This window comes from Leucothrix pacifica (assembly GCF_003172875.1).
Lineage (GTDB): Bacteria > Pseudomonadota > Gammaproteobacteria > Thiotrichales > Thiotrichaceae > Leucothrix > Leucothrix pacifica.
On sequence record NZ_QGKM01000007.1, the window covers coordinates 23884 to 50770 of the forward strand.

Sequence of the window (26887 nt, forward strand, 5' to 3'; positions counted from 1 at the left end):
CAAACATTATCAGTTCACCCGCCGTATTATTCCTAACAAGAGGTAATGATATGAAACAGACAACCGGACAAAACTATCGCCAACGACTCACTCAGGTCATTGATTATATTTACAATAATCTTGACGGAGACTTGAGTGTTAATGCACTGGCGGATGTCGCGATTATGTCTCCGTATCATTTTCACCGGATCTATCGCGGCTTGGCTAAGGAGCCAATTAACGCCACAATTCGCCGGTTGCGCCTCCAACATGCTGCAGCGGAATTGATTCGCTCGGAGCAGCCAATAGCCAACATTGCAAAAAAGGTTTCATACGGCAGCGTGGAAGCGTTTAGCCGCGCTTTCACCGCCCACTTTGGTGAGCGCCCTCGTGATTATCGCGAAGGCCGCCAAACCGATGGAAAGGCCTGTGTTCCTTACATTGCAATGCTTCCGGCAGATAATCAGGAGTATACAGATATGTTTGAAACAGAAATTATGGAGTTTGACGCGATTGACTTGGTTGGATACCAGCACCAAGGCGACTATATGAATATTGGTGGCGTATTTGAGAAGTTGTTTATTTACGCAGGTAGCCACGGCCTTGTAAATGACAGTACGCTCTCTATCGGCTTGTACTATGGTGATCCACAATCCACACCCGTCGATGAGTTGCAATCGATGGCTTGTATCACCGCAAGTGTCGATGACATTCCGGCTGACGATGATGCACCGACGCCAATGCAAATACCCGCAGGGAAGTACGCAACACTGCTGTTTAAGGGTTCTTATGCGGAGCTGGAAAAGCCGTATTCCTGGCTATTTGGGCAGTGGTTGCCACAAAGTGGTTATGAAGCGGCTGACTTTCCTCCGTTTGAGGAGTATTTAAATGATCCCAAAGATACGCCACCGAATGAGTTACTGACGCGGATTCATTGTAAGTTGACCTAAATCATCCGATGAAGCCATGCGTGAGTGATATCTTATTGATAAAGCACGCATGGTTTCTCTAATGAATACGAGGGTTTAGCAATGATCGAAACGCCCTGTCGAAATCCAGCCCTTGGAAAGTCACTCAAAATTATCGGCTTTCTGATGATTGTACTTGGCGCAGCTGGCATACCGGTATTTGGAAGTGCGCTGGATGGACTCGGCTGGATAGTCGCTATTGTCATTATGATGCTTGGTGTGGCGATTTATCTTTATGCTTCCCGACTTGGATCGGTTTCCGCAGGTGATCTGCTTGCCAAAGACAAACGCGCACCGATTGTATTCGTTCGCTCCTTTCAGGATGAACAGGACGACTACTCACTTACTGGTTACAACAAATCACTCAAGTCGATGGATACGGATGCCCTGAGCAATAACAACGTTTGGGGGCCGGGGGTTCAGCTACAATTCAACACCCTACTGGAATCCATTGGCCCTTATATCGCCATCGGTCGACCTGGTGAAAATTTAGCAGGAATAGGAGCGGCACGTGTTTATGTCTCTGACGATGACTGGCAGGACAAAATTCTGGAATACTTTCATCGTTCCCAGATGGTTATCATGCGAGCCGGAAAAACACAGGGTTTGCGCTGGGAGCTGGAACAGCTGGTAGAGATGCAAAAGCCACAAAGCATATTATTGATCCTGCCGCACACGCAAGCGGATTACCAAGAGTTTAGGCAATGGGCTAATGACGTACTGCCCAAGCCATTGCCTGCGGATAAACCGGATGCACGCTTTCTATTGTTTCGTCAGGATTGGACACCACAACCGTTAACCCCACAACGCTTTTTGTTCAATACGCTGGAGCCGTTCTTCAAGCAAAACCAGATTGAGCGTAAAGATATTCGACTATCCTATTTTTTGAAGTATGACTCTTGGTTGAATTATCTTGTGGGCATTTCCGTACTAATTGCTGCAGGACTGGGACTTTATTTCATCGCTCAGTTATTTTAGTTAAGCATTTTATCTAATCCCAAATCAATGGTTCTTCATCAAGCAAGGCTGACTGCTCTTTCAATGCAAGGATATGATCATCCCAATATCTGGCAGTATAAAACCACGGGAACGCCAACTGAAACGCCGGATCTTCCGCACGCTTTGCCAACCACCCTGCATAATGAATCATTCGCAATGTGCGCAGCGCTTCGACTAAATGCAGCTCTTTGGGGTTAAAATCGCGGAACTGCGTGTAACCAATCAATATATCCATTAAACGCGCTTGCTGATACGGGCGCTCACCGGACAAATACATCCATAAATCCTGAATCGCGGGACCCATGCGGGCATCATCAAAATCAACGATGTGCGGCACTTCATCCCAGTACAAAATATTACCGGGGTGGCAGTCGCCGTGAATGCGTAATTGCTGTACTGAACCTGCCGCACTGAAGTGGTCATTAATCTTTACCAGTAAGTCATCAATTAAGTTGCGGTAAGCCACTTCCATTCCCGCAGGGAGCTTTCCCTCGCTTAATAAATACTGCGAAGGGGCAGCTCCGTAACTCTCAATATCTACGGCGGGACGATGCTTGAAATCAGCCTGTTCGCCATGCAAATGAATGCGCGCTAAAAATCGCCCAATGACCTCTAATTGGTCTGGATTATCCAGCTCTGGTGTGCGACCAGACACTCGTGGGTAGAGCGAAAAACGGAATTCACCATGCTGATGGATGCTTTCGCCCTGTGCGTTGTAAAGTGGCGCAACAACAGGTAATTCGCTGTCGACCAGCTCACGGGTGAAATCATGCTCTTCCTGAATGGACTCATTATCCCAGCGAGCAGGGCGATAGAATTTAGCAATGAGCGGCGCACCGTCCTCAATCCCTAATTGGTAGACTCGGTTTTCATAGCTGTTGAGAGCCTGGAAACTACCCGAGCAGAAGTAACCCTGACTTTCAACAGCGTCGAGAATTTCATCAGGTGACAGATTCTGGAACGCGCTGATTTCGGGTTCTGAGGCTGCTGGTTCGAGGATATTCATGGTGTTTTGGATTCCAAATGGATTTACACTCTCACTAATGCTTTAACGATTACATAACTCGAAACTATCACAAGCACTTACACTTAAAACCCCGAACGCAGCACCTCATAACAAGCGCCCATTGTGTGATAATCCGTCTTTCCTGCCGGAGATTTAAGATCATCAAACTTCTGGTTATCCTGCGTCAAAATACGATACCAAGCCCCATACTCATGATCCACCATATGCTGCCAACTGTATTCCCAAATCTTCTCATACCACTCGGAGTATTTCGCATCTCCGGTCGCTTCAGCCAGTAACGCTGCAGCCGCAAAACTCTCAGCTTGTACCCAGAAATACTTATCGCCATCGCACACCGAACCATCGGGCGCAAAGCCATAACAAATACCACCGTTCACCTCATCCCACGCAGGCGCTAAAGCACGGTCAAACAACTCTTTGGCACGTGGTATCAACCAATCCATCGGGCGATGACGATTTAGAATAAGCAGTAACTTCGCCCACTCTGTTTGATGACCCGGTTGAAATCCCCAAGGGCGGAATAAGTGCTTCGGATCATCCTTGTTGTAGTCCCAATCAACCTCCCAGTTAGCATCATAATGCTCCCATACCAAGCCATCCGCTTTGGCTGCCTGACGCTGGGTAATATTGCTTGCCAACAACTCAGCACGATCTAAAAAGCGCGTCTCGCCAGTTGCTTCATAAGCCCATAACATGGCTTCGCAACTGTGCATATTGGCATTTTGCCCACGGTAATCACCAACTACAGAGAAATCGGCATTAGCCTCATCACGATACAGACCCGCCGCTTCATCCCAAAAGTGCGCTTCCATCAAATCCCATGCCGATTGCAATGTGTCACGACCCGCTTCAACACCGGCTAATAACGCGGTAGCACCTGCCACAATGACAAACGCCAAGCCGTAACAGTGATTGGTTGCATCCTCTACGCCATTTTTGCCAATCAACCAAATATAGCCTTGGCTTTCCGCTTGACGATGTGCAGTTTCCAGGTAGTTCAGACCGTGCTCAACCCACGGCAATAAGCTGTCATCTTTAAAATAACGCGCTGCCATTGCGTAATTAAATACGAAGCGTGTGCTACTGACTAAGTGACGGGTGTCGGCATCGTAAATGCTGCCATCATCGCGAAAATGCTGAAAAAATCCACCGTTCTCATCAAATACATTGGGCTGATAAAAAGCCAGTGTGGTTTGGATGTGCTTTTCCAATGTGGAAGCTGATTTAAAGTCTGGGAAGGTCATCATCTCTCTCAATTACTAAGCGTAAACAAATGGCTATTCAGTCTAGCGCAGTCTTTTACTGTCGGTTTACAAATTACACCCTTATTCCGAGGAGTGTCTGTAAAAGCTCACAGTATACTCTTTATATCAACATTATCTGCAGAGGAAATAACGATGTCTGAACAGGCTATCAGTAACTACCCCATACCTAAACTTGAGGATATGCCAGATGATATTCGCGCGCTGATTTTAGAGGTACAGGAAAAATCCGGTTTTATTCCGAATATTTTTTTGGCATTAGCGCATCGCCCCGCAGAGTTTCGGGCGTTTTTTGCCTATCACGACGCTTTAATGGAAAAGGATGAGGGCTTGACCAAGGCTGAGCGTGAAATGATTGTGGTCGCGACCTCTGGCTTGAACCAATGTCAATATTGTGTGGTGGCACATGGCGCTATTTTACGAATCCGTGCGAAGAACCCGTTGATCGCAGATCAGATCGCCGTGAACTATCGCAAGAGTGATATTAGCGAACGTCAAAGGGTGATGTTGGATTTTGCAGCCAAAGTTTGTAAGCAAGCAGAAGAGGTGTCTGAGGAGGATTATCAATTGCTGCGCGAGCATGGTTTTACGGAAGATGATATTTGGGATATCGGCGCGATTACAGCTTTTTTTGGGTTATCAAATCGTATGGTGAATATGGCCAGTATTCGGCCTAATGATGAGTTTTATATGTTGGGGCGGGTGCCACGGAAGTAGCTAATTTCCGTTCTTGAACGGAATCACTAATATGGGATTCATGCATCATAAGCGTTCTTAACAGCTATCACTGCGGGTTATCTGGCTTAAACCAGAACTCGCAAAAGCGCTACCGAAGCCTGACAAAGTTTTGCTAAACTGGCCCTATCACAACAAGGACCCAGATCATGAATCATCTACTCAATTACAGGGCCCTGAATAACCGTTATTTCATTATCAGACACGGACAAAGCCTCGCTAACCAACAGGGGCTGATTGTCAGCACACCTGAAAATGGTGTGAATGGCTATGGCTTAAGTGATCACGGCAAAGCGCAAGTTAAAAACAGTCTCAGCCAATGCCGGAGTATTTCAGATGTATCCTGCATTATTAGTTCTGATTTCAAACGTGCTTATGAGACCGCACAAATTGCACTGGATTACTTACAAGGTACGGTTGCGGATATTGTCCTTGAGGAAGCACTTCGTGAACGAAATTTTGGTGATTTTGAGTTATCGAAAAGTGGCCACTACCAAGCAGTCTGGGATGCCGATGCTTTGGACTCCACACACACTCAGTATCAGGTAGAAAGCGCAGCGTCGGTAATGTCACGGGTCAGTCAATTGATTCTAACGCTCGAGGAACGTTACACAGGTCAGAGTATTCTGCTGGTTTCTCATGGTGACACGCTGCAAATATTACAGATAGCGTTTGGTAAACAGCCTGCTTCAACTCACCGCCAATTAGCGCCTCTGGAGACGGCTGAGATCAGGGAATTACACTTAGCAGATTAAAAGTTCGAGTCCCTGAAAGTTCAGATCCGCTAATAAATATTTTTTACTAACCAAAGTGTTAGCAGTGTATGTTTCATGTGAAACACTTATGCAGCTGAGCCTTATTTCAAGGTTGAGTATCACATCAGTCACTTGGCGGATGCAGGATACCGAGAGGTAATTCGAGTCTGTCTAAGAATGGCGGCGGGGGTTTACTTGCCAATACAAAACGAACTAAAAATCTCACCCAGAAGATCATCAGGTGTAAATCGCCCTGTAATCTGCCCTAAGGCATCCTGTGCCAGCCTTAGTTCCTCTGCCATGAGTTCACCTGCATTAAACACTTTGAGTTGTTCTGAGGCATTATCAACCGCTATCTGAGTCTCTTCCAATGCTTGCAAGTGTCGACGACGAGCGATAAACAAGTCTTCACTATCTGCCTGATAACCCATGCGCTGTTTCAAGACTTCACGTAGCGCATCAATCCCTAAGCCTTGTTTAGCAGAGATATACAGATGCTCGCCATGTTGCCCCACCTCATGACCACTCTTATCAATTTTATTATGAACGGTTAGACGCGGTAGATGCTCTGGCATTTTCTCCAGTAAACCATGATGAGTCTGGTCTGCTGCTTCTGTATCATCGACTAGAAACAGAATGAGATCTGCTTTATCAATCGCTTGCCATGCGCGTGCTATACCAATCTTCTCAACCGGATCATCGCTGTCGCGTAGACCTGCTGTGTCGATAATATGCAGTGGCATACCGTCCAGATTAATGGATTCGCGAAGTACGTCACGTGTTGTCCCGGCATGCTCAGTGACGATAGCCGTATCCTGACCCGCCAAAGCATTCAGCAAACTAGACTTACCAGCGTTGGGTTTACCTACGATAACCAATTGCATGCCCTCACGTAGCAAACTGCCTTGTTTGGCTTTATCAAAAATATTGTGGAGTTGTTGCTGGATAGCGTCTATGCGATCAACAACACGTTGGTCGGCCAAAAAATCGATTTCCTCTTCCGGAAAGTCTAATGCCGCTTCCACATACATTCTAAGCTCGGTGACTTGTGTTAGCAGTGAGTTGATTGCAGCGGAAAAATCACCTTGTAGTGATCTTAAGGCAGAACGAGCGGCTTGCTCACTACTGCTGTCAATCAGATCTGCAATGGCTTCAGCCTGAGCCAGGTCTAGCTTGTCATTGAGAAATGCTCGTTCTGAGAATTCACCGGGTCTTGCTAATCTGGCACCGTTTTGTAGACAGGCTTGTAGCAACATATCCATGACGATCTTACCGCCATGACCTTGTAATTCAAGAACATCTTCACCGGTAAACGAGTTAGGCCCGGGGAAATAGATAGCGACGCCGTCATCCAGAACTTGTTTATCTGTTCCGAGAAATTGACGATGTGAGGCGCGATGCGGTTTAGTGAGTTGGCCGAGCATGGCTTCTGCAATTTGTGAAACCTTGGGGCCGGAGAGGCGTATTATGCCAACACCACCGCGACCTGCCGGAGTGGCAATGGCCGCGATGGTGTCATTTGTGTACATCAGGCTAAGTCCTAGCTTAGTACAGGGGCTGCATCACCCACGATTTTCTTTGTAATTACGTACTGTTGTGCTATTGACAACACGTTGTTGACCACCCAGTACAGTACCAGACCAGCAGGGAAGAACAGGAACATAACCGTAAATACGACCGGTAAGAACTGGAAGATCTTCTGCTGCATAGGATCAGCCATCTGTGGTGGATTCAGACGCTGTTGGATGTACATACTCGCGCCCATTAGTAACGGTAGTACGAAGTACGGGTCCATCACTGATAAGTCTTTAAACCACAGAATCCATGGTGCTTGACGTAGTTCCACACTTTCTAAAAGCACCCAGTACAGTCCCATGAATACCGGCATCTGGATCAGGATCGGTAAACAACCACCCAGTGGATTAATCTTTTCCTTACGGTAAAAATCCATGGTTGCTTTCTGCTTAGCCTGTGGGTCAGCTTTATGTTTTTCGTTGATCTCTTTGATCTTTGGTCCAAGCTTCTTCATTTTTGCCATGGAGCGATAACTGATCGCAGATGGATAGAAGAAAATAATTTTGATCAGAATGGTCATCAAAATGATGGTCCAGCCCCAGTTGCCTACCACATCATGGATTTTGTTCATCATCCAGAAAATGGGTTTGGAGACGAAACTGAAGATTCCATAATCTACGGTCAGGTCTAAACCAGGAGACATTTTTTCAAGTTTTGCCTGGGTCTTCGGGCCAACATAAAACTGACTTTTAAAGACTCCGGCTTTACCGTCAGGCACGGTTAACAGTGGAGAGCTAACGCCCAGAATATGGTTGCTATTGTTAGGTATGAACTTGGTGTAGTAGTTGTTGGTCGCTTCAGGTCCCGGAATCCATGCACTAATGAAATAGTGCTCCAGCATTGCTGCCCATCCGCCTTTGATCGGTTGTTTCAGGTCAGTATCTTGTATGTCACCGAAGTCTACTTTGACGTATTTGTCATCATAGTAAGCACCACCAACATATGAAACAGAGGTTAATCCCATACCTTCACTTTCATGTACACCGTGGGTTAACTGGTGATATTCACTACCCACCCATGTTTCACCGGATTGGTTGTTAATCGTCTGGTTCACGTCGACTAAGAACTTGCCTCTGGTAAACGTGAAGGTCTTGATAACGTTAAGGCCATTAGGTGAGGTCCACGTCAGTGGCACTACTAATGTGTCACTATCGCCTAAATCGAACTCTGCTTTCTCGGTAGTAAAAGCAGCGTAGTGATTAGGTGCTTTCTCAGGACTACCATCCGTTGCTACCAGTCCGGATTGAGCGGCATAGCTTTTCGCGATATCTAATACACGTACCGGATTATCGGGTTCGTCCAGACTAACAGGGTAGGTCAACAGATCTGCCTGAAGTATGGTACCGCCCGTTAGACTAATTTCAAGATCCAGTACGTCGGTTTTAACCCGGATATTCTTTCCGCTAACAACATTACCAGCCGTTGCACCGTTAGCTGAAGCGGCAGGTAAACCTTGTGCTTGTGGCACATCAAGCTGTGCGGTGTTCGTCGCAGCTATCCCTTGAGTCGTTGGTGTGTTTGCAACCGGAGGAGGGGCATTTCTTTGCTGCCAGGTTTGCCAAATCATGAAGGTAATGAAAGCCAACATGAGGTAGAGAAGTGGGCGTTGTTGTTCCATGGATTATCCTGGGAGTTTTTTGCAAATGTATCGCCACTGAGTATCCAGCTGCGTGCGAATTTCTTGGCTCGGCAATTCTACCGCGCCCTTGCGACACATGGCAATAATATCTATGGAGGGAAGCTCCGTCTGGTGACGAAAGCTTTCGCGGATGAGCCGTTTGATGCGATTGCGATCAACCGCAAGTCTTACACTTTTTTTTGCGATAGCAAGACCCAATCTAGGATAACCCAGATCGTTTTCTCTCACTAGCAGGGTAAAATTGGGGTTACCAAATCGTCTTGCTTTTGCAAAAACAAATTGGTAATGCTCTGCGGTAAGGAGTCTTCGTTCCCTACTAAAACTTTGCCCTGTCATTGCGTTTTCCGCACAGGGCTTAAATAAAGCCCCGAGCCGAAAAAATTATGGACAAAGTAGTGCGCGACCTTTTGCTCTACGAGCTTTAATCACCTTACGTCCGCCAACAGTACTCATACGTGCACGGAAACCGTGAGTACGTGCGCGCTTCAGATTGCTGGGTTGAAATGTTCTTTTCATGGTAGTAAACCTGGGTTCAACGTTATTAGCTTGCCAGTCAGCGATTTCTCTGACATGGCGGAAGGGCGAAGAAAATAATGCAATGTTCGGATGATGTCAATCTTTTTTCAAATCTGTTTCTGATTTAAACCGGACAAGACATCTATAGCCTGTGCTTGGTTGTTATTTATATCTTATATATATAAAGATAAAAGTAATAATAAGGGCGCTTGTTTTATGTGGATTAGTTCAGTTCTCCATTGTGATTCAATGACTTATTAATTAACGCTGCTCTGTACCAGTTATGTTTAATTCAGGGAAAAAATGTTGATGATATGTGGATAACTTAAGTATGGGTATTTATCCACAGTTTATTCAGCAGTAGTCCTCTTAGTTACGCTATGTGTTATGCACAAGTCTTTTTTTGTGGGGGTTAGAGGTTTTTTTCCCGTTAAATACTAAGCGTAACAAGTATTTAGCCGCGATTTCATTTTTTCTGTGAATAAAAACAGATTAAAAAACGATCAGGTTATTATGGGGGATTCCTCTGCTTGGTTAAAAATATCAATAAAAACAAAAGTTTAAATTGGTTTTAGTCATCACTAGGAAAAAAATATAATTTTCTAGTTGTGGATAAAACAAGGTTTCTAGTAAACTAGTTAGCCCTCGTTTGTGAACCCTCCTACCGGTGTACATCGTCTTATGCTTTGGCCTGACTGTTTGAAAATATTTGCCAATCAACTCACTGATCATGAGTTAAATACCTGGCTTCGAACACTTCATGGTCAGGAGCACGATGACATACTGCTTCTGCTCGCACCAAATGATTTTGTGCTCAAGTATGTCCATAATTACTATCTGGAACGGATCGTCACTGTCGTTCGACAGGTCACAAAAAACGATAACTTTCAGGTTCGTCTGCAGATAGGCAGCGCAGACTCAATACCACCACCACCGGCCTCGCCGCCGGACATACCGGAGGTGCCGACACCACCACCTCAACCGCCGTTTGAGCCACCGCCTCCTCCTCCGGTGCCGGATAGTGAGTCCCAGCTGATATTTGCTAACAATCTGAATCCTGCTTTAACGTTTGATAACTTTGTTGAAGGTAAGTCAAATCAACTGGCAAGGGCATCGGCTTTGCAGGTCGGGGATAACCCCGGGCTTTCCTATAACCCATTGTTTATTTTTGGTGGGGTTGGTCTGGGTAAAACTCACCTGATGCATGCGGTGGGGAATCAGATCAAAGCGCGTAACCCAAATGCTAATGTGGTTTATTTGCATTCTGAGCGATTTGTAAATGGTATGGTTGCAGCGCTTCGCCATAACAAGATAGAAGAATTTAAGACCTATTACCGCTCTGTTGATGCCTTGCTCATCGATGATATTCAGTTTTTTGCCAATAAGACGCGAAGTATGGAAGAGTTTTTTCATACCTTTAATGTTCTGTTGGAATGCCAAAAACAAATCATCATGACGGGTGACCGATTGCCTCGTGAGGTAGAAAATCTTGATGACCGTTTACAGTCTCGTCTGGTGTGGGGCTTAACCGTTGAGGTTGAACCACCGGATGTCGAGACGCGAGTTGCTATTCTGAGAAAGAAAGTTGAACACTTGGGTTTGGATATACCGAATGATGTTGCGTTCTTCATTGCCCGACGCTTTCGTTCCAACATTCGGGATCTTGAAGGTGCGTTGCTGCGTGTTGTTGCAATTTTGAGATTGCGAAACACCACCACGATTACCCTTGATTTTGTTCAGGATGCATTGCGCGACCAGTTAGCCGTCATGGATAAGATGGTCACGATAGAGCGGATCAAAAAACTCGTAGCGGAATATTTTAATATTCGGGTGTCAGATCTGGATTCAAAGAGCCGCGCACGCAATATCACGCGGCCCAGACAGTTAGCGATGGCGCTGTCTAAAGAGTTGACTAACCACAGTTTACCGGAAATAGGTGACAAATTCGGCGGACGTGATCACACTACCGTATTACACGCATGCCGAAAAGTGAGAGAACTGGTACAATCTGACAGTCCTTTTGAAGAAGCACACCGGATACTTTCCAGAACCTTACGAAGTTAATATCGTTAACGGATGAATCAGACACTATGAAATTTACAGTTTCCAGAGATACTCTTGTTGAGCTGCTGACAAATGTTGTTGGTGCGGTTGAAAAAAAGCATACCTCCAAAATTCTTGAGAATGTATTGCTCAGTGTTTATAACGATCAGTTACGCTTAGTGGGAACTGACCTTGAAATTGAATTGAGTGCCAGTATTAATATTCAGGTTGACAGAGAAGGTGCGATTACAGCGCCCGCCCGTAAATTATTGGATATTACAAAAGCATTGCCTGCCGACTCCTTTATTCTGATTGAGCAAGATCTGGAAAGTTCACGTTTGTTGATAAAAGGCGGACGTAGTCGTTTTGAATTAGCGACTTTGCCTGCTGAAGACTTCCCTGAATTAGATGAAATTCCTCTCGAAACTGAAATCACCATTACTGAGAGTCAGTTTAAGCGTCTACTGGATAAGACATCATTTTGTATGGCCAATCAGGACGTGCGGTATTATCTGAACGGTTTACTACTGGATATCGAAGCGGGTGCTATTAATACAGTATCAACGGACGGTCACCGCCTTGCTCTGTGTGAATTCAAAGACGAAGCCATTAAAGTCAATGAGCGCTCAAGCATTATTGTTCCCAGAAAAGGTGCGTTGGAATTATCACGCATATTGGAATCCAGTGCCGATGTCTCAGTTAAAGTGCAAATGAGTGGGAATCACATTCGCGTTGAAAAAGATAATGTACGCTTTACTTCAAAGTTAATCGATGGAAAGTACCCTGACTATCAGGCAGCGGTACCCTCTTCAACGACTATTTCTATCCAACTGGATCGCATTGTTTTTCGCGATACATTGGCTCGTGTTGCAATCTTATCTAATGAGAAATTCAGAGGTATTCGTCTTCGTCTGAGTGAAGGCGTGATGACATTAATGTCTAATAACCCTGAGCAAGAAAGTGCTGAGGAAGAAATTGATATTAACTACAGTGGTGATGTCTTCGAAATTGGATTTAACGTCAGTTATGTCCTCGAGGCTGTCAATCATCTGGAAGGGGAAATGATCGACTTCAATTTCACCAGCTCTGCAGCCAGTGCGTTGCTATCTTCTGCTGAAGACAGTGGTGTACGCTACGTGGTAATGCCGGTTAGATTGTAATTTCTGTATGTTGCTAGAACAGCTATCGATCAATCATTGCAGGATTATCGATAGTGCAGAGCTGATGTTGTCGCCAGGTGTAAATTTAATTAGCGGTGATAATGGTTCAGGTAAGTCCAGCATCCTTGAGGCTGTGGCAATTCTGTCCAGAGGACGTTCTTTTCGTAGTCCCAGAATTGTGGATGTGATTCAGCATAAGCAAGATCATTTACTCATTCGTGCCAAGACGACTGATGATGATAATGCCTTCAGTATCGGTATTCAGAAAAGTCGTACCTCAACCCGAATTCGCGTTAATCAACAAGATATTAATACGCAAGCGGCACTCAGCCGTTACCTGCCAGTGACCATTATTGATCCGAACTCAATTGAGTTAGTGACTGGTTCCCCTTCCTTACGACGTGCCTATATTGATTGGATTGCTTTTTACTTATTTCCTGAATTCCATAAAGTCTGGCAAAACTACCAACGTGTACTTAAGCAGCGCAATCTCTGCTTGCGTGTCCCATCCTATCTGTCTGCATTACCCGTATGGACGGATGAGCTGATTAAGGCTCAGATCCGTATTCAGGACTATCGTGAGCGCTCGCTATTGGTCCTGAAGCCACAGCTAGAAAGGCTGTGCGAGCGATTGCTTGGTGATCATAGTATTAGTATCAAGCTAACAACTGGTTTTGCTCAGGCAATGGATTTGAGTGCTGAGTCACAAAAGGCCTTCTATCTTGAAAAACGAGATAATGAAATTAAATCAGCCAGAACCTTGTCGGGTGCACACCGTGCTGATTTACAGATTATGTTTAACCAATCATTGGCACAGCAAAGTGCATCCAGGGGGCAGCTAAAGCTAATAGCAATCTCCATGCTGCTTGCGCAAAGTCGTAGCATTGATACGAATAATCAAGGTAAAGGAATTATTGCCATTGATGATTTAGCTGCTGAGTTGGATGGTGAGAATAAGCATAAACTTTTGGCGACATTGCGCAGTTTAAATCAGCAGCTTTTACTCACCACAACTCAGTCAGATCTAATCCCATTAGAGGCAGATGATCGAATGTTTCACGTGAAACAAGGAAAGGTATTTCTTAAAAATTCAAGTGTTTAGCTGTTCTTCGTAAGACAAAGTGCTATAATCTTGCGAGTATAAAATAAGGTGAATTACATGTCAGAAGAACAGACCTACGATTCCTCCAATATTAAGGTTCTGAAAGGCTTAGAGGCGGTCCGCAAACGCCCGGGTATGTACATCGGTGATACAGACGATGGTACAGGTCTACATCACATGGTCTTCGAAGTGGTCGATAATGCGATCGACGAGGCCTTGGCAGGACACTGTTCTGAAATTAAAGTCATCATACACACAGATGGCTCAGTCTCCGTATCTGATGACGGTCGTGGTATCCCTGTTGATATCCATGAGGAAGAAGGTATCTCTGCTGCTGAAGTTATCATGACGGTACTGCATGCCGGTGGTAAATTCGATGATAATTCATATAAGGTATCTGGTGGTTTGCACGGTGTTGGTGTTTCGGTGGTTAACGCCCTTTCAGAGACGCTACAACTAACGATTCATCGTGAAGGCAAGATTCACTCCCAAGAGTACCGTCTAGGTGAACCACAGGGTCGTTTAGAAGCAGGCGCTGTTACGGATAAATCAGGTACTGAAGTCCGATTCCTTCCAAGTCCGGATATCTTCGCAATCACCGAATTTAGCTTCGATGTTTTAGCCAAGCGCTTACGTGAACTTTCCTTCCTTAACTCAGGTGTGCGTATCAATTTGATGGATGAGCGCGGTGAGGGCGAGGCAATTATTTTTGAATACGAAGGTGGAATTAGTTCCTTCGTTGAGCATTTGAACAGAAAGAAAACGGCCATACACCCTAATACAATCTATATTAGTACTGACAAAGATGATGTTGGTGTAGAGGTTGCGCTGCAGTGGAACGATACCTATCAGGAAAATATTTTCTGCTTTACTAATAATATTCCACAGCGTGATGGTGGTACCCACCTTGCAGGCTTCCGAGCTGCATTAACCCGTACATTGAACCAATATCTTGAGCGTGAAGGATTACTAAAGAAAGAGAAGGTGAATCCATCAGGTGATGATGCACGTGAAGGATTAACCGCAGTATTATCCGTTAAAGTGCCTGATCCTAAATTCTCATCTCAGACAAAAGATAAACTAGTCTCGTCTGAAGTACGTGGAATTGTAGAGTCTGCGATGAGTGAGCGCTTGTCAGATTTCTTACTGGAAAACCCGGTTGAAGCCAAGATTATTGCCACTAAGATAATAGATGCAGCTCGAGCGCGAGAGGCCGCTCGTAAAGCACGTGAAATGACCCGTCGCAAGGGCGCACTGGATATTGCTGGTTTGCCGGGTAAACTTGCAGATTGTCAGGAAAAAGATCCGGCACTATCAGAAATATATCTGGTAGAGGGTGATTCTGCGGGCGGCTCAGCGAAGCAAGGTCGAGACCGCCGGACTCAGGCTATCTTGCCACTGAAAGGTAAAATACTGAATGTTGAGAAGGCACGCTTCGATAAGATGCTGCAATCACAGGAAGTTGGAACCCTGATTACTGCGTTAGGTTGTGGTATTGGTAAAGAAGAATTTAACCCTGACAAGCTGAGATACCATCGTATCATTATTATGACCGATGCTGACGTCGATGGCTCTCACATCCGTACATTACTACTGACATTCTTCTATCGTCAAATGCATGAGTTGGTTGAGCGTGGCCACGTTTATATTGCACAACCTCCGTTATACAAAATGAAGAAGGGAAAACGAGAGCAGTACGTAAAAGATGACCAAGAGCTCAATCATCACCTATTACAGATCGCTCTGGACGGCGCCGTTCTATATTCTAATGAAGACGTACCGGGTATAAAAGGCGAAGGCTTAGCGAAGCTTGCCGAGAGTTACACCTTGGTAACAGAGGGTATAGCACGACTGAAGCAGCGGTTTGACAGTGAAGTACTTGAGGCAATGTTATTTACTGATTCAGCTTCTGATAAGTTAGATAAGGCTATTGTTGAGAGGTGGATGCATAATGTCTGTGAAAGCCTCAATCATAAATTTAACGGTACACGACATTATCAATCTGAAATGAAAGAGTCAGACACCGACAATTGGTGCGTGCATGTCGTCAGACGTATGCATGGGGTTGATACAACATTACTATTCAGTAGCGGTTTGTTTGCTAGCGAAGAAATAAATCGTTTAAATCAGTTAAATCAGCAATTGGCAGGTCTGCTAAACGAGCATTCATGGATCGAACGTGGAGAAAAGAAAGAGCCGGTACTTCGCTTCGATGAAGTGATGGATTGGCTTATGAAAGAAGCGTCACGGGGCTTGAACATACAGCGATATAAAGGTCTGGGTGAAATGAACCCAGGGCAACTCTGGGAGACTACAATGGACCCTGAGTCACGCCGTATGTTGCAGGTAACGATTGAGGACGCTTATCAGGCTGATGAGGTATTCTCGACACTGATGGGTGATCTGGTAGAGCCTCGACGCGAGTTTATTGAAAACAACGCCCTATCGGTATCAAATCTGGATGTTTAACTGTCAGGAGGACGGATAAGCAGTAGGAGCCAGGATAGCGATACGGAAAACCTAAACAATCGCTAGGGAAATAAAATGAAAACAATAGGGAATATTAGTAGCATTGCTGTGTATGCGGCAGTTGCTACCGTCCTTGCTGCATGCTCAGCAAACCCAGTAGAAGATACTAATAATAAGAAACCAGTTGTTGCCGCTAAGGCAGCTAACAATGTCAAAGCACCTGTAAAGGTGGCAGCAGTTAAGAAAGAGTCGGTTTCTAAAAAGAAGACTATCGCAAAAGTAGCTACACCTGCAAAGCCATCAAGGGCTGAAGCTCTTGCAAAGAAGAAGTCGATCATTGCAATGGCTAAAGTACAGAAAGCTCAACAGGCGGCAAAAGTTCAACAAGCAAGGGCGAGAGCCCAGCAGGCTAGAATTCGAGCGGCTAAAGCGCAGGCTGCTAAGGTTAAAGCCAGACAAACTGTTAGTGTGGCGAGGGCTGTTTATAAAAAGCCAGTGGTTAGTAAAACAACGTATAGAAAACCAGTCAGCAATATTAGGTCGCCACAACCAGTCGGTGTTAGGTCCCCGCAACCTGTTGGTACAAGAGGAAACGCTGTTTCAAAGCAGTATGCCCAGAGACGTGCGCCACAAAAAGTTGCTCAGGCCAGGCCTGTTGTCAGGAAAGTCGTTCATAGAGCAAAGACGGCGCAAAGCAGACCCGCTGTAAGGTTAGCATCCAGAACGCAAAAGCCAGTTCAGAGAACGGCTTACCGTAAGCCAGCAAAAACAGCCTATCGTAAAGCAGTTTACAGAAAGCCAGTAGTAAATAGAGCAGCGCCTAAAAGAGCTATTCCTCGTATAGATCCGAATAACTCATTTGGTTATGCGCTTTCAAACGCTGCTATCGAGAGAACAAAACATCGGGTTCGTTACGATGGACGCTATCTGAAGATTGGATACCCTTGGGGGGACGTGCCAAAATCAATCGGTGTCTGTACAGATGTTGTGATACGCGCTTATCGCAAACTGGGCATTGATTTGCAGTCCGAAGTTCATAAAGATATCAGTAAAGACTTTTATGCTTACCCTAACCTGACAAAATGGGGCTTGGATAAACCTGATCCGAATATAGATCATCGTCGTGTTTATAACTTACAAGCATTCTTCAAGCGACATAAAGCAGAGTTACCACGTTCGCGTAATCCGCGTGATTATAAACCTGGTGACTTGGTTACGTGGATGGTGGGACCAACCTTCCCGCATATCGGTGTGGTGGTAAATAAGCCTTCTCCATCAGACCCTAACCGTTTGATGATTGCTCATAACATTGGTGCAGGTCCGGTTATAGAGGATATTTTGTTCCGCTACCCAATGACAGGTCATTACCGTTACACACCGGAACATCGTAAAGTGAATCCAGCACTCCATTTTGCTAAGACACCACCACCTGCGTCGGTGCTTAAGAAGCGCAGACAGCAACAAGCTAGCTACGCTCAACTATTGCAGGCGAGTAAGTATCTGAACGCTGCGAAACCAGCAACTCCGGTAGTTGATACGCAAGCTAAGTCGAACAGTAAAAAGCCAGCAAGAATCTATCTGGCACAACTTGATTCAGTGTTGGCAGCAGGCAGTAGCAATTTAAACTCTGCTGCGGTTCAGGCGCTACTGAAAAAGTAATAAACCCATGCTAAATGTGACTTGGCGAATCAGGAAAAATAGGTAAACTGATTCGTCTAGTCATTTTTCATGGAGTAGGATATGGCACGTACGCCTTCCACAATGTTAGCACTGGGCACCAAAGCCCCTGATTTTTCACTACCAGAGCCACTCACTGGTAAACGCGTTAGCCTTAATGATTTTGAAGGCAAACCACTTCTGGTTGTATTCACCTGTAACCACTGTCCCTATGTCATTAACCTTCGTGCTTCATTCACTGAGTTTGTAAAGAGTAACCAGGCTAAGGGTTTAGCTGTGGTTGCGATCAACTCAAATGATGTCGAGAATTACCCAGCGGACAGTCCAGAAAAAATGGTGGTTGAATCGACGGAACATGGCTTCACATATCCTTACCTTTACGATGAGGATCAGCAAGTAGCTGCAGCTTATCAAGCGGCATGTACACCAGATTTCTTTTTGTTTGATAGTGATAAATCGCTTTATTACCGAGGTCAGTATGATGACTCACGACCGGGGAATGGTATAGAAGCGACAGGAAAAGACATGCAGGAAGCCGTTGATCAACTGCTGGCAGGACACCCGGCGCCTAGTGAGCAAAAAGCATCACTAGGCTGCGGGATTAAGTGGAAAAGTGGAAACGAACCTACGTACGGTTAAGCAGTAGTACTTTGAGAGTACGCTGTTAGTAGTGCTTGCAGTGCCGCTGTTGAGATATCGTCATTGATTGCAACAGCGGTGTACGTGCTTCCTTCAATGGATAATGCAATACATGCTTGTGCTTGTGCAGTAGTACCTCGGGAAAGAGAGTGCTCATCAAATTGAGTCACTTCTATCGCTTTACCATAAGTAGCGGTTAGCGCATCACAAAGCGCTTCTACAGCCCCGGTACCTTGCCCTTTAATGACAGGACCTGACTCTCCCAGAGCAAACTGACCCCATATTTGACCCGCCTCGGTATGGAGATCGAAGCGATCAAGTAACCACTCTTCGTTTGTGCGGATGAAATGCTCGTCAAATAATGATTTAATTTTTTCTGAAGATATCTCTTCACCGCTAGCCTCAACAGCCTTTTGCACTACACGGCTTAATTCAATGTGCATCCATTTCGGTAGCTCAATACCATAGTCACGCTCTAATACAAGTGCTACGCCACCTTTACCACTTTGACTATTGATGCGTACAATCGCTTCGTAGTGTCTGCCAAGATCTGCAGGATCGATGGGAAGGTATGCAACATTCCACTTCTCATAACCGTGCTGCTCATGATGCTTAATTGACTTGCGAATCGCATCCTGATGGCTACCAGAGAAGGCAGTGTAGACCAACTCGCCTGCCCAGGGGTGACGGGCGTGTACTTTTAACTCAGTACTGTATTCAACGACGTCAATGATCTCCTGAATATTGGAAAAGTCGAGTTTAGGATCAATGCCCTGAGAATAAAGATTCATTCCCATGGTGACGATATCCATATTCCCCGTCCGCTCACCATTACCTAGCAGTGTACCTTCAACCCGGTCTGCACCTGCCATAACGGCCAACTCGGCTGCGGCGACAGCACAGCCCCGATCATTGTGTGTATGCAAACTGATACGAACATGATTACGTTGCTTTAGGTGACGACAGAACCATTCGACCTGATCTGCAAAGATGTTCGGGGTCGACATTTCTACTGTTGCAGGCAAGTTTATAATTACTTCACGCCCACTCTCTGGTGACCATTGTTCGATGACTGCATCACAGACCTCAACCGCATAATCCATCTCAGTACCTGTAAAGCTTTCTGGAGAATACTGGAATACCCAATCAGTCTGAGGATACTTTGATGCATAGTCTCTAACGTGACGAGCGCCCTCTACCGCAATAGATTTAATACCGTCACGATCAAGTGCAAATACCTGTTCACGTTGTACTGTCGATGTTGAGTTGTAGACATGGACGACTGCTCTTCGCGCACCAACAAGCGACTCATAAGTTCTGGCAATCAAGGACTCTCTGGCTTGTGTTAACACCTGTATGGTGACATCATCCGGAATCATATTCTCTTCAATCAGCTTTCTGACGAAATCAAAATCAGGTTGGGATGCTGAAGGAAAACCTACTTCAATTTCTTTAAATCCCATTTTCACCAAGTGCAGGAACAGGCGTGTTTTTTTCTCGACATCCATTGGGTTTATGAGTGCCTGATTACCATCACGCAGATCAACACTGCACCAGTCAGGCGCTTGAGTAATTTGTTGATCCGGCCAGCTACGGTCGGTCAATTTGATTGGCTGAAATGGAATATATTTGTTGTGGTCAAACACGGTACGGTTCCTGTTATGAGTGATTGAGTGAGAAGTATATGCCTCTGTAGACGCAATGAGTTTGTTAATTTATCTATATATCTACGATTTGCACAAAAATAGATTAAGGAATAGACTTTTTAGTTAGATAAATTGCGAAGTAACTGTCAGTTATGAAAACAAATACCAATATCGATAGTTTTGATCTAAAAATATTGCGTGAGCTACAAAGCGATGGCTCTCTGACTAATCAAGAGCTTGCGGATCGTGTTGGACTAACTGCAGCACCCTGCTCAAGGCGTGTTAAACAACTGGAGGAATCAGGGGTTATTGCAGAACGCGTTGTGCGTATTGATGAGCGTAAAATTAATTTGAATATGATTGTGCTGCTATACATCAGCATGGATAAGCACATACCGGAACGGTTTGAAGCGTTTGAAGAAACGGTAAAGAACATTCCTGAAGTGATGGAATGCTACATGATTACGGGTAATAGTGCAGACTATCAATTGAAGGTAGCTGTGCCAGATCTTGAGAACTACTACGAGATATTGTTAGGCAAGATTACCCGAATAGAAGGAGTAACGGGGGTACACTCATCATTCATTCTTCGTAAAATCATTGATAGTACTGCGTTACCTTTGGGTTATATAAATCAATAATCAGATCACTCTTGAAGCTCAGTATCAGTTTGGGTTTGTTGCTTTAGTGTGGCCTCGATGCGCTCTAAGGTATCACCGACACGATCCAGCTCATCGTTGTAATTGGTCTCGCGCACATACCCCGAAACGATGTCTTCAACATCTTGCGCATACTCCCCTACCAGAGGAACCTTGGTAAAAAGACTCAGCAGCCAAATGATAATGGCGATAACAATAGAAGCGCCAATGATCGTCCCAAGTCCTCTGAAAATACCCGCAATAAAATTAACCCATACCACACGCCATGGGCTTGAGACATAGAGTACAAAATTCTCCATGCTTTGAGCGGCACGTTCGTGGTGATTCTCAGTAAGACTTTTCGGTTTGTTATTCATAACATGTGGGCCGGGACAAACGTTTAGTATAAACGAAGCACTTGGCTGCAGGCAGTGTGCATGATGAGAGACAAGGAGAGTTAGTCTCTGTTGCGGCAGAGATTCGCCGGAAAGCTTAGCTGCTTCATTAGGTAATCACGGAAGTCTTGCGGGTAGCTTGTTTGTAGCTCCAACGCTCTCTCCATGCACAGCAGCCAGGCGTCGCGTTCGGCGATACCAATATCAATATGATAATGTGCTCCGGGAATACTGATGCGCCCGTACTTCTCGTCATAAAGCGATGGCCCTCCCATCCACCCTGTTAGGAAGCGGGCGAGTTTATCGATAGATTCTTCCTGATCTGCAGGGTGCAGACTTCGGATGTGACTGGCCTCTGGCAGTGTATCCATCTGATGGTAAAAATCCGTGACCAATGCACGAATACCTTCAATACCACCTGCCGTTTTAAAGCTATGATCACCTTGACCATAAGTCTTTTCACCACTCACATTATCAATTTGCATAGCGACCCTCTGGATTCATTGATGTATCGAAACAGGGTATAATTACAGAGCAGCAAACACAAAACAATAAGAGGCGATCACCTTGACTGAGCTTGCAACACTTAGCGTGACTGAAATACAGGAACGTTTATCAAGAACACTGAAAGCGACTCACGATGCACCAAGACAGACAAAGCCAGACGTCTTAAAGCAGGCAGCGGTGCTAGTCCCTTTTGTGGAAGTAGAGAATGAATGGCACCTGCTGTTTATCCAACGCAGTGAGCATGAAAATGACCGACACAGTGGCCAGGTTGCGTTTGCAGGTGGACGTTATGAGGATAGTGATGACTCACTGAAAATGACTGCCCTGCGTGAGGCGCATGAAGAAGTGGGAATAGCCCCTGAACATGTCACAGTGCTTGGCGAACTCAATCATCATTACAGCATTAGTAACTATCAGATCACACCTGTTGTCGCGACCCTTCCATGGCCATATCGTCTTACCTTGCAGGAAAGCGAGGTGGCAGCAACCTTCACGATTCCATTGCGCTGGCTTGCTGATAAAGCGAACTATCGATTTGAAAAACGTCAATACAATGGCGTTGAGATTCCTGTGGTGTACTTTAAAAAATATAACAACTACTTACTGTGGGGCGCCACGGCGAGAATGACCTTATCATTACTCACGTTACTCAATAGCAGCACGTCCTGATAAGATTTATAAGTATTTGTGAATTGTTGGCTGGTGCTAATCATCAAGCAGCACTATGATAGACCGCACAGTTATCCGGAGAACAGGCAGTGCGTATCCCTCGTTACTACATAGATCAGGCATTAGAGTGTGGCCAAATCATTCCATTACCTGATGAACTACACAGACACGCTGTGCAAGTATTACGGGGTAAAGTGGATGATGCGTTGATCTTGTTTAATGGTCGGGGCGGCGAATATCACGCAAAATTCTCTGAGGTAAATAAGCGCCATTCCAGCGTTGAAATCACCGAGTATGATGATGTAGACAGAGAGTCACCGCTAGATGTCAGATTAGTGATTGCCCTGATTAAATCAGACAAATTTGACTTCGCGATTCAAAAAGCCGTTGAGATGGGGGTGACATCCATTCAGCCAGTGACAGCAGCCAGAACTGTTCTGAATCTCAAAGCAGGTCGTTTGGAAAAAAAGAGACTACATTGGCGAGGCGTTATCACCAGTGCCTGTGAGCAATCCGGGCGTACCCGTGTGCCCGAATTACTAGCGGTCCAATCCTTGAATGATTATTTACTTGAAGATGATGAGCGCTTGCGTTTGACCATGTTGCCGGAAGCAACGTCGACGTTTACTGAGCTAGACATTGAGAGTAAACCGGTATCACTGATCATTGGCCCTGAGGGTGGATTTCATGATGATGAGGTTGAATTAATGCGGCAACAAACCATCCGCCTAGTTAAATTTGGTCCAAGAATTTTACGAGCTGAAACAGCAGTGGTCGCAGGCCTTTCACTATGTCAGAGTTACTGGGGAGATATCTGATAGAGTCCATCGCTGTTTCTCTTCCATAGGTCGGAAAAGCCTGCCCTCAGATAACGGCGCTGCTAGCATTGATATCTCTCACCGGAGTGTGAGTCATAATAAAAATTACCCCCGAGATTCCCCGTCGTCTATGAGAGTTTCTGATAAACCATTGTTGCAGCGTGTCCCCGGTATCATGATGCCTCTGTTAGTTATGGCGTTTTCAGCGTCATTAGCTAAACTAGTGTGGATAGTGTTTGCTCCACCTGAGGAGGTATCAGCGGCACCAGTTATTGGTAATCCGGTACAAATTACGACAACTCAATCACCTAACTTGGGCCGGATTATTGCGGACAATCATTTGTTTGGTGAGGTAAAGCGTTTACCCCGACTCGCGCAGGCGACTCCACCAAAAGCAGCTCCCCGACCAGTAGAACCACCAAAGCCCGTCGTACCACCGTTATCACTAAATTTGCATGGTCTGTGGGCACAAAAACAATCAGAAGGACGTACCGAAGACAGCTATAAATCCACACCTATTGATCAGACTAAAAATGTAGTCACACAGATTGCATCAGACCTGGACAGCTTGTTTTCAACTGAGACTGAAGTCATAAAACCAAGCCCCAAAAAATCTAAAGCATATGCCATAATGTCACACTCTGGTGGTGATCAGCGGATGTACTCGGAGGGTGAAAGCATTGCTGAAGATGTGAAAATAGTAGAGATTTTTACAGACAAAGTGGTGGTAGAAAACAGAGGTGTAACACAAGAAATCTTCCTGGCAGATGGTAAGAGTATGGCTTCAGCGGATTCACCATCAGCACGACTTCCGGCTACTGCACGACAGCAACCACGTCCACAAACAATGCCAAAAGCGGTCTCAGCGAGTATTGCGGCGGGTCAACAACAAGGCACGCCCTCAGGCATGTCAGACCCACGTCGTGGTGGTGAAAATTTAGGTCAGCGTGACCTTCGTAAGTTGCGTGAGGATGTGATCAACGATGCATCGATTCTCTCACAATACTCTGCACCGGAACCGCTGTTAATGGATGGCACAGTGAAGGGATTTAGATTGCATCTGAGCAATCGTTTGCGATTGTTGTATCAGGTCGGATTCAGACCGGGTGATGTTGTAACAGAGTTGAATGGCGTTCGCTTAAATGATCCTGCTACGGTTCAGCAAGCCTTGTACAACTTTATTGGCTCAGACCAGATGTCCATCAGTGTGATGCGTGGACAAAATGAGGAAACCTTCCGCTATAATTTTGATGGCTAAGACTCACTCACTGAGTACGTCAAAGTTTTGAGAAACTTGTCGCCCTTTTTCGTCAGCTAATGTCACGGTATGTTTACCGGCATTAACCCAAATGGCTTGCTGATGAATATCTTCTGTAATGCCTAAGAAGGTGTTATCAAGATGCCAAAACAGTCGCGCTGATGGAGTTTGGTGAACCGCTTTAAAAACAACCTTGCTGCGTTCGTTGGCCAGATCTTTTGGGATGTAGACTTGTGTGTTGTCCCGTGGGTAAATCAGAGAGATTGGGTTTTGATCTGTTCCATTTGCTAGTGGTAAGTCCTCAACACAATCGCTTCTCCAGTTGGGTAACGCTTGGTAATTTGCATTGAGCTGTTTGTAGTAAAAAGCCTGATCCGGTGGCAATACAAACCAATTGATTGCCCGCATATTCCTGACCACTTCGCACCCGCTATGCACACGCAATAGTTCGCCATTTTCTTCCACGACATGAATTCGCTGATGATTCGGTGAGATACGTTCGAAATGGGTTGTTTGTGGAATGAAGTACTCTTCAGGCTCACAGGAATCAGTTGCTAAAAATCCGTCATCCTTACAAATATTAATGCTTTTCATTTGTGTTATTGGTTTATCAAACCAGCTTCCATCCAAATTCAAACGGTTAAACATATCAAACATCATCGGTGCTGCCAGTGTTACACCGGTAACTCCCGGACGCCCTTCACCTGAAGCATTACCAATCCATACACCTACTGTATATTGTGGTGTTGTACCGATTGCCCAGGCATCGCGGTGTCCAAAGCTGGTTCCGGTTTTCCATGCGATTTTATGGGTACTGTTAAAGCGTTTCCAATAACCCGCATTTCCGGGTCTGGTGACTTCCAGTAAAGACTGCAGCGTCATCCATGCTGCCGGAGGTGTGAGTTTATTAATTAATTTAGTTGTTGTGCTTCCGATATTCAGTAAAGAGGGTTGTTGGTAGTAACGCCATTTAGAGGATTGGTTTTGCTGTGCAATGAATGCCAGATTGGCATACAAACTGGTTAACTCCCATAAGCTTGCCTCAGCCCCTCCAAGAATCAGCGGTAAGCCATAATCACGCGCGTTACGGTGCAAGTGTTTCAGCCCCATTTGTCTCAGCGTGTCTAAAAAACGCTCGACACCGTGATAACTGAGCATATTCACCGCAGGAATATTTAATGAGCTAGCTAAGGCCGAACGCGCAACCACAGCGCCATGAAAGTCACGATTAAAGTTTTTAGGCCGATATCCCGAATACCTGACAGGTGTATCGGCAACCAATGTCTCCGGTAAAATCTCACCTTGCTGAATCATATTGGCGAACAAAAAAGGCTTTAATGTGCTGCCGGTGCTGCGAGGTCGGGTGATCAGATCAATAGCATGGCCGAATTGTTTAGCATCGTCTCTTGGTGTATTACCTACGTAAGAGATTACCTTGAAAGTTTTGTTATCGATCACAAGCATTGCCAGGTTATTGACTCCACGCAGTGCTAACGACTCGCCGTGGTGTTTGGCTATTTGTATGGCAGCACGTTGCGTTGAGTATTTAATGTTGGTGTTAAATTGTGATGCCGTTGCTAATATTTGCTGTTGCTGTTGCTGTTGCTGTTGCTGTTGCTGTTGCTGTGTCAGCGTGTCTAATAAATGAGGGGCAAGTCTGGGTAGTGGTTCCGGTTTGACTGGCAGTGGCTCAACGAGTGCAAGCGAATAATCCAGTGATGACAGTATATTCTGCTCCATCAGTGTCCGGAGTAAACGATCCCGTTTAGCCTTAAGTTTTGCACGTGACCGGCTGACATGAATCAGTCCGGGACTATTCGGCAACACGGCTAACATGGCGCTTTCAGCCCACGAAAGCTGATCAGCCGCTCGGCCAAAGTAACGCCATGCTGCAGCTTCCAAGCCGACTACATTCCCGCCGAATGGAGCATGACTTGCGTAGAGTTTGAGAATATCAGTCTTGCTGTATTTGGTCTCAAGCCGTATGGCTTTTAAGGCTTCTTTGAGTTTATTCCATAAGGTTCGTGGTGGGTTTTGCTGTGACAGCCTAATCACCTGCATTGATAAGGTACTGGCACCACTAACGACCCGCCCTTGCTGAAGATTGAGATTTACAGCACGCGCTATCGCCAACGGATCAACGCCAATATGCTGATAAAACCGTTTATCTTCAAAAGCAACTAAACTGGCCGCAAACTTTTCAGGGACGTCATTCACCGGTGGAAAGCGCCATTGCTCGTCACTGGCAATGTGTGCGCCCATTAGTCTACCCTCTTCACTCAGAATAGTGCTGGAATAAGGCGCGTTAAATAGCTTATCCGGCAGGCTTTGATAAAACCACCCACAAAATAATATCAAAACGCCTGACAATAAAAGCCTATGTTGTTTTAGAAAATTCAACATAGGCTTTA

The 26887-nt window shown here is 45.4% G+C and carries 24 protein-coding genes; 14 read left to right on the forward strand and 10 right to left on the reverse strand.

All coding sequences use genetic code 11. From position 1 onward, the window contains the following. The first annotated feature begins 50 nt into the window (after positions 1 to 50). Complete coding sequence (locus DKW60_RS04305) at positions 51 to 929, forward strand: AraC family transcriptional regulator (protein ID WP_109836438.1); 879 nt, start codon at positions 51 to 53, stop codon at positions 927 to 929. Between the two features lie 81 nt (positions 930 to 1010). After that, positions 1011 to 1925, forward strand: a complete 915-nt coding sequence (locus DKW60_RS04310) for a hypothetical protein (RefSeq protein ID WP_109836439.1) — start codon at positions 1011 to 1013, stop codon at positions 1923 to 1925. A 13-nt stretch (positions 1926 to 1938) separates the two neighbouring features. Here DKW60_RS04310 and DKW60_RS04315 read toward each other — a convergent pair whose 3' ends face one another. After that, positions 1939 to 2952 (reverse strand): serine/threonine protein kinase, encoded by a 1014-nt coding sequence (locus DKW60_RS04315; RefSeq protein WP_109836440.1) that lies wholly within the window; start codon positions 2950 to 2952, stop codon positions 1939 to 1941. Between the two features lie 83 nt (positions 2953 to 3035). Then, the gene (locus DKW60_RS04320; RefSeq protein WP_245929580.1) at positions 3036 to 4220 is read right to left on the reverse strand and encodes an AGE family epimerase/isomerase; all 1185 of its coding nucleotides are present in this window, start codon (positions 4218 to 4220) and stop codon (positions 3036 to 3038) included. Positions 4221 to 4370: 150 nt separating this feature from the next. Here DKW60_RS04320 and DKW60_RS04325 point away from each other — a divergent pair, with 150 nt between their 5' ends. Then, entirely contained in the window at positions 4371 to 4952 is a 582-nt protein-coding gene (locus DKW60_RS04325) for a peroxidase-related enzyme (RefSeq protein ID WP_109836442.1), read from the forward strand. A gap of 167 nt (positions 4953 to 5119) precedes the next feature. Then, the gene (locus DKW60_RS04330; RefSeq protein WP_109836443.1) at positions 5120 to 5725 is read left to right on the forward strand and encodes a histidine phosphatase family protein; all 606 of its coding nucleotides are present in this window, start codon (positions 5120 to 5122) and stop codon (positions 5723 to 5725) included. Between the two features lie 191 nt (positions 5726 to 5916). Here the strand turns inward: DKW60_RS04330 and mnmE are convergent, their stop codons facing one another. The 4 genes from mnmE to rpmH are packed head-to-tail and all read right to left on the reverse strand — an operon-like array spanning position 5917 to position 9455. Further along, on the reverse strand, positions 5917 to 7254 hold the full coding sequence (gene mnmE / locus DKW60_RS04335; protein WP_109836444.1) for a tRNA uridine-5-carboxymethylaminomethyl(34) synthesis GTPase MnmE: 1338 nt from the start codon (positions 7252 to 7254) through the stop codon (positions 5917 to 5919). Between the two features lie 11 nt (positions 7255 to 7265). Further along, on the reverse strand, positions 7266 to 8918 hold the full coding sequence (gene yidC, locus DKW60_RS04340; RefSeq protein WP_109836445.1) for a membrane protein insertase YidC: 1653 nt from the start codon (positions 8916 to 8918) through the stop codon (positions 7266 to 7268). Positions 8919 to 8921: 3 nt separating this feature from the next. Then, the gene (gene rnpA, locus DKW60_RS04345) at positions 8922 to 9275 is read right to left on the reverse strand and encodes a ribonuclease P protein component (RefSeq protein WP_109836446.1); all 354 of its coding nucleotides are present in this window, start codon (positions 9273 to 9275) and stop codon (positions 8922 to 8924) included. Between the two features lie 45 nt (positions 9276 to 9320). Continuing rightward, positions 9321 to 9455, reverse strand: coding sequence for a 50S ribosomal protein L34 (rpmH, locus tag DKW60_RS04350; RefSeq protein ID WP_109836447.1), 135 nt, complete (start codon positions 9453 to 9455; stop codon positions 9321 to 9323). A gap of 681 nt (positions 9456 to 10136) precedes the next feature. On the opposite strand from rpmH, the gene dnaA reads away from it, so the two are divergent. The 6 genes from dnaA to DKW60_RS04380 all read left to right on the forward strand — a co-directional run bounded on the left by dnaA (position 10137) and on the right by DKW60_RS04380 (position 18545). Next, on the forward strand, positions 10137 to 11519 hold the full coding sequence (gene dnaA / locus DKW60_RS04355) for a chromosomal replication initiator protein DnaA (RefSeq protein WP_109836448.1): 1383 nt from the start codon (positions 10137 to 10139) through the stop codon (positions 11517 to 11519). 26 nt (positions 11520 to 11545) lie between these two features. After that, positions 11546 to 12658 (forward strand): DNA polymerase III subunit beta, encoded by a 1113-nt coding sequence (gene dnaN, locus DKW60_RS04360; RefSeq protein WP_109836449.1) that lies wholly within the window; start codon positions 11546 to 11548, stop codon positions 12656 to 12658. Positions 12659 to 12665: 7 nt separating this feature from the next. Beyond that, entirely contained in the window at positions 12666 to 13760 is a 1095-nt protein-coding gene (recF, locus tag DKW60_RS04365) for a DNA replication/repair protein RecF (RefSeq protein WP_109836450.1), read from the forward strand. 57 nt (positions 13761 to 13817) lie between these two features. Then, on the forward strand, positions 13818 to 16229 hold the full coding sequence (gene gyrB / locus DKW60_RS04370) for a DNA topoisomerase (ATP-hydrolyzing) subunit B (RefSeq protein WP_109836451.1): 2412 nt from the start codon (positions 13818 to 13820) through the stop codon (positions 16227 to 16229). Between the two features lie 75 nt (positions 16230 to 16304). Beyond that, positions 16305 to 17888 (forward strand): DUF1287 domain-containing protein, encoded by a 1584-nt coding sequence (locus DKW60_RS04375; RefSeq protein ID WP_219988633.1) that lies wholly within the window; start codon positions 16305 to 16307, stop codon positions 17886 to 17888. Between the two features lie 81 nt (positions 17889 to 17969). After that, positions 17970 to 18545, forward strand: coding sequence for a thioredoxin family protein (locus tag DKW60_RS04380; RefSeq protein ID WP_109836452.1), 576 nt, complete (start codon positions 17970 to 17972; stop codon positions 18543 to 18545). Here the strand turns inward: DKW60_RS04380 and leuA are convergent. After that, on the reverse strand, positions 18542 to 20191 hold the full coding sequence (leuA, locus tag DKW60_RS04385) for a 2-isopropylmalate synthase (RefSeq protein WP_109836453.1): 1650 nt from the start codon (positions 20189 to 20191) through the stop codon (positions 18542 to 18544). The two genes, DKW60_RS04380 and leuA, sit on opposite strands and share 4 nt — an antisense overlap. Before the next feature lie 152 nt (positions 20192 to 20343). Between leuA and DKW60_RS04390 the strand changes: the two genes are divergently transcribed. Further along, complete coding sequence (locus tag DKW60_RS04390; protein WP_109836454.1) at positions 20344 to 20832, forward strand: Lrp/AsnC family transcriptional regulator; 489 nt, start codon at positions 20344 to 20346, stop codon at positions 20830 to 20832. A gap of 5 nt (positions 20833 to 20837) precedes the next feature. On the opposite strand, the gene DKW60_RS04395 is transcribed toward DKW60_RS04390, so the two are convergent. Further along, entirely contained in the window at positions 20838 to 21206 is a 369-nt protein-coding gene (locus tag DKW60_RS04395; protein WP_109836455.1) for a DUF5665 domain-containing protein, read from the reverse strand. Between the two features lie 80 nt (positions 21207 to 21286). After that, the gene (locus DKW60_RS04400) at positions 21287 to 21709 is read right to left on the reverse strand and encodes a group II truncated hemoglobin (protein WP_109836456.1); all 423 of its coding nucleotides are present in this window, start codon (positions 21707 to 21709) and stop codon (positions 21287 to 21289) included. Between the two features lie 82 nt (positions 21710 to 21791). Here DKW60_RS04400 and DKW60_RS04405 point away from each other — a divergent pair, with 82 nt between their 5' ends. From DKW60_RS04405 to DKW60_RS04415, 3 genes are all read left to right on the forward strand, one after another. After that, positions 21792 to 22400, forward strand: coding sequence for an NUDIX hydrolase (locus DKW60_RS04405; protein ID WP_109836457.1), 609 nt, complete (start codon positions 21792 to 21794; stop codon positions 22398 to 22400). Positions 22401 to 22489: 89 nt separating this feature from the next. After that, positions 22490 to 23218: a 16S rRNA (uracil(1498)-N(3))-methyltransferase gene (locus DKW60_RS04410; protein ID WP_109836458.1), complete on the forward strand. Its 729-nt coding sequence runs from the start codon at positions 22490 to 22492 to the stop codon at positions 23216 to 23218. A 130-nt stretch (positions 23219 to 23348) separates the two neighbouring features. After that, positions 23349 to 24476, forward strand: coding sequence for a type II secretion system protein N (locus DKW60_RS04415; protein WP_109836459.1), 1128 nt, complete (start codon positions 23349 to 23351; stop codon positions 24474 to 24476). Between the two features lie 3 nt (positions 24477 to 24479). Here DKW60_RS04415 and pbpC read toward each other — a convergent pair whose 3' ends face one another. Beyond that, on the reverse strand, positions 24480 to 26879 hold the full coding sequence (gene pbpC, locus DKW60_RS04420) for a penicillin-binding protein 1C (protein WP_109836460.1): 2400 nt from the start codon (positions 26877 to 26879) through the stop codon (positions 24480 to 24482). Between the last annotated feature and the right edge of the window lie 8 nt (positions 26880 to 26887).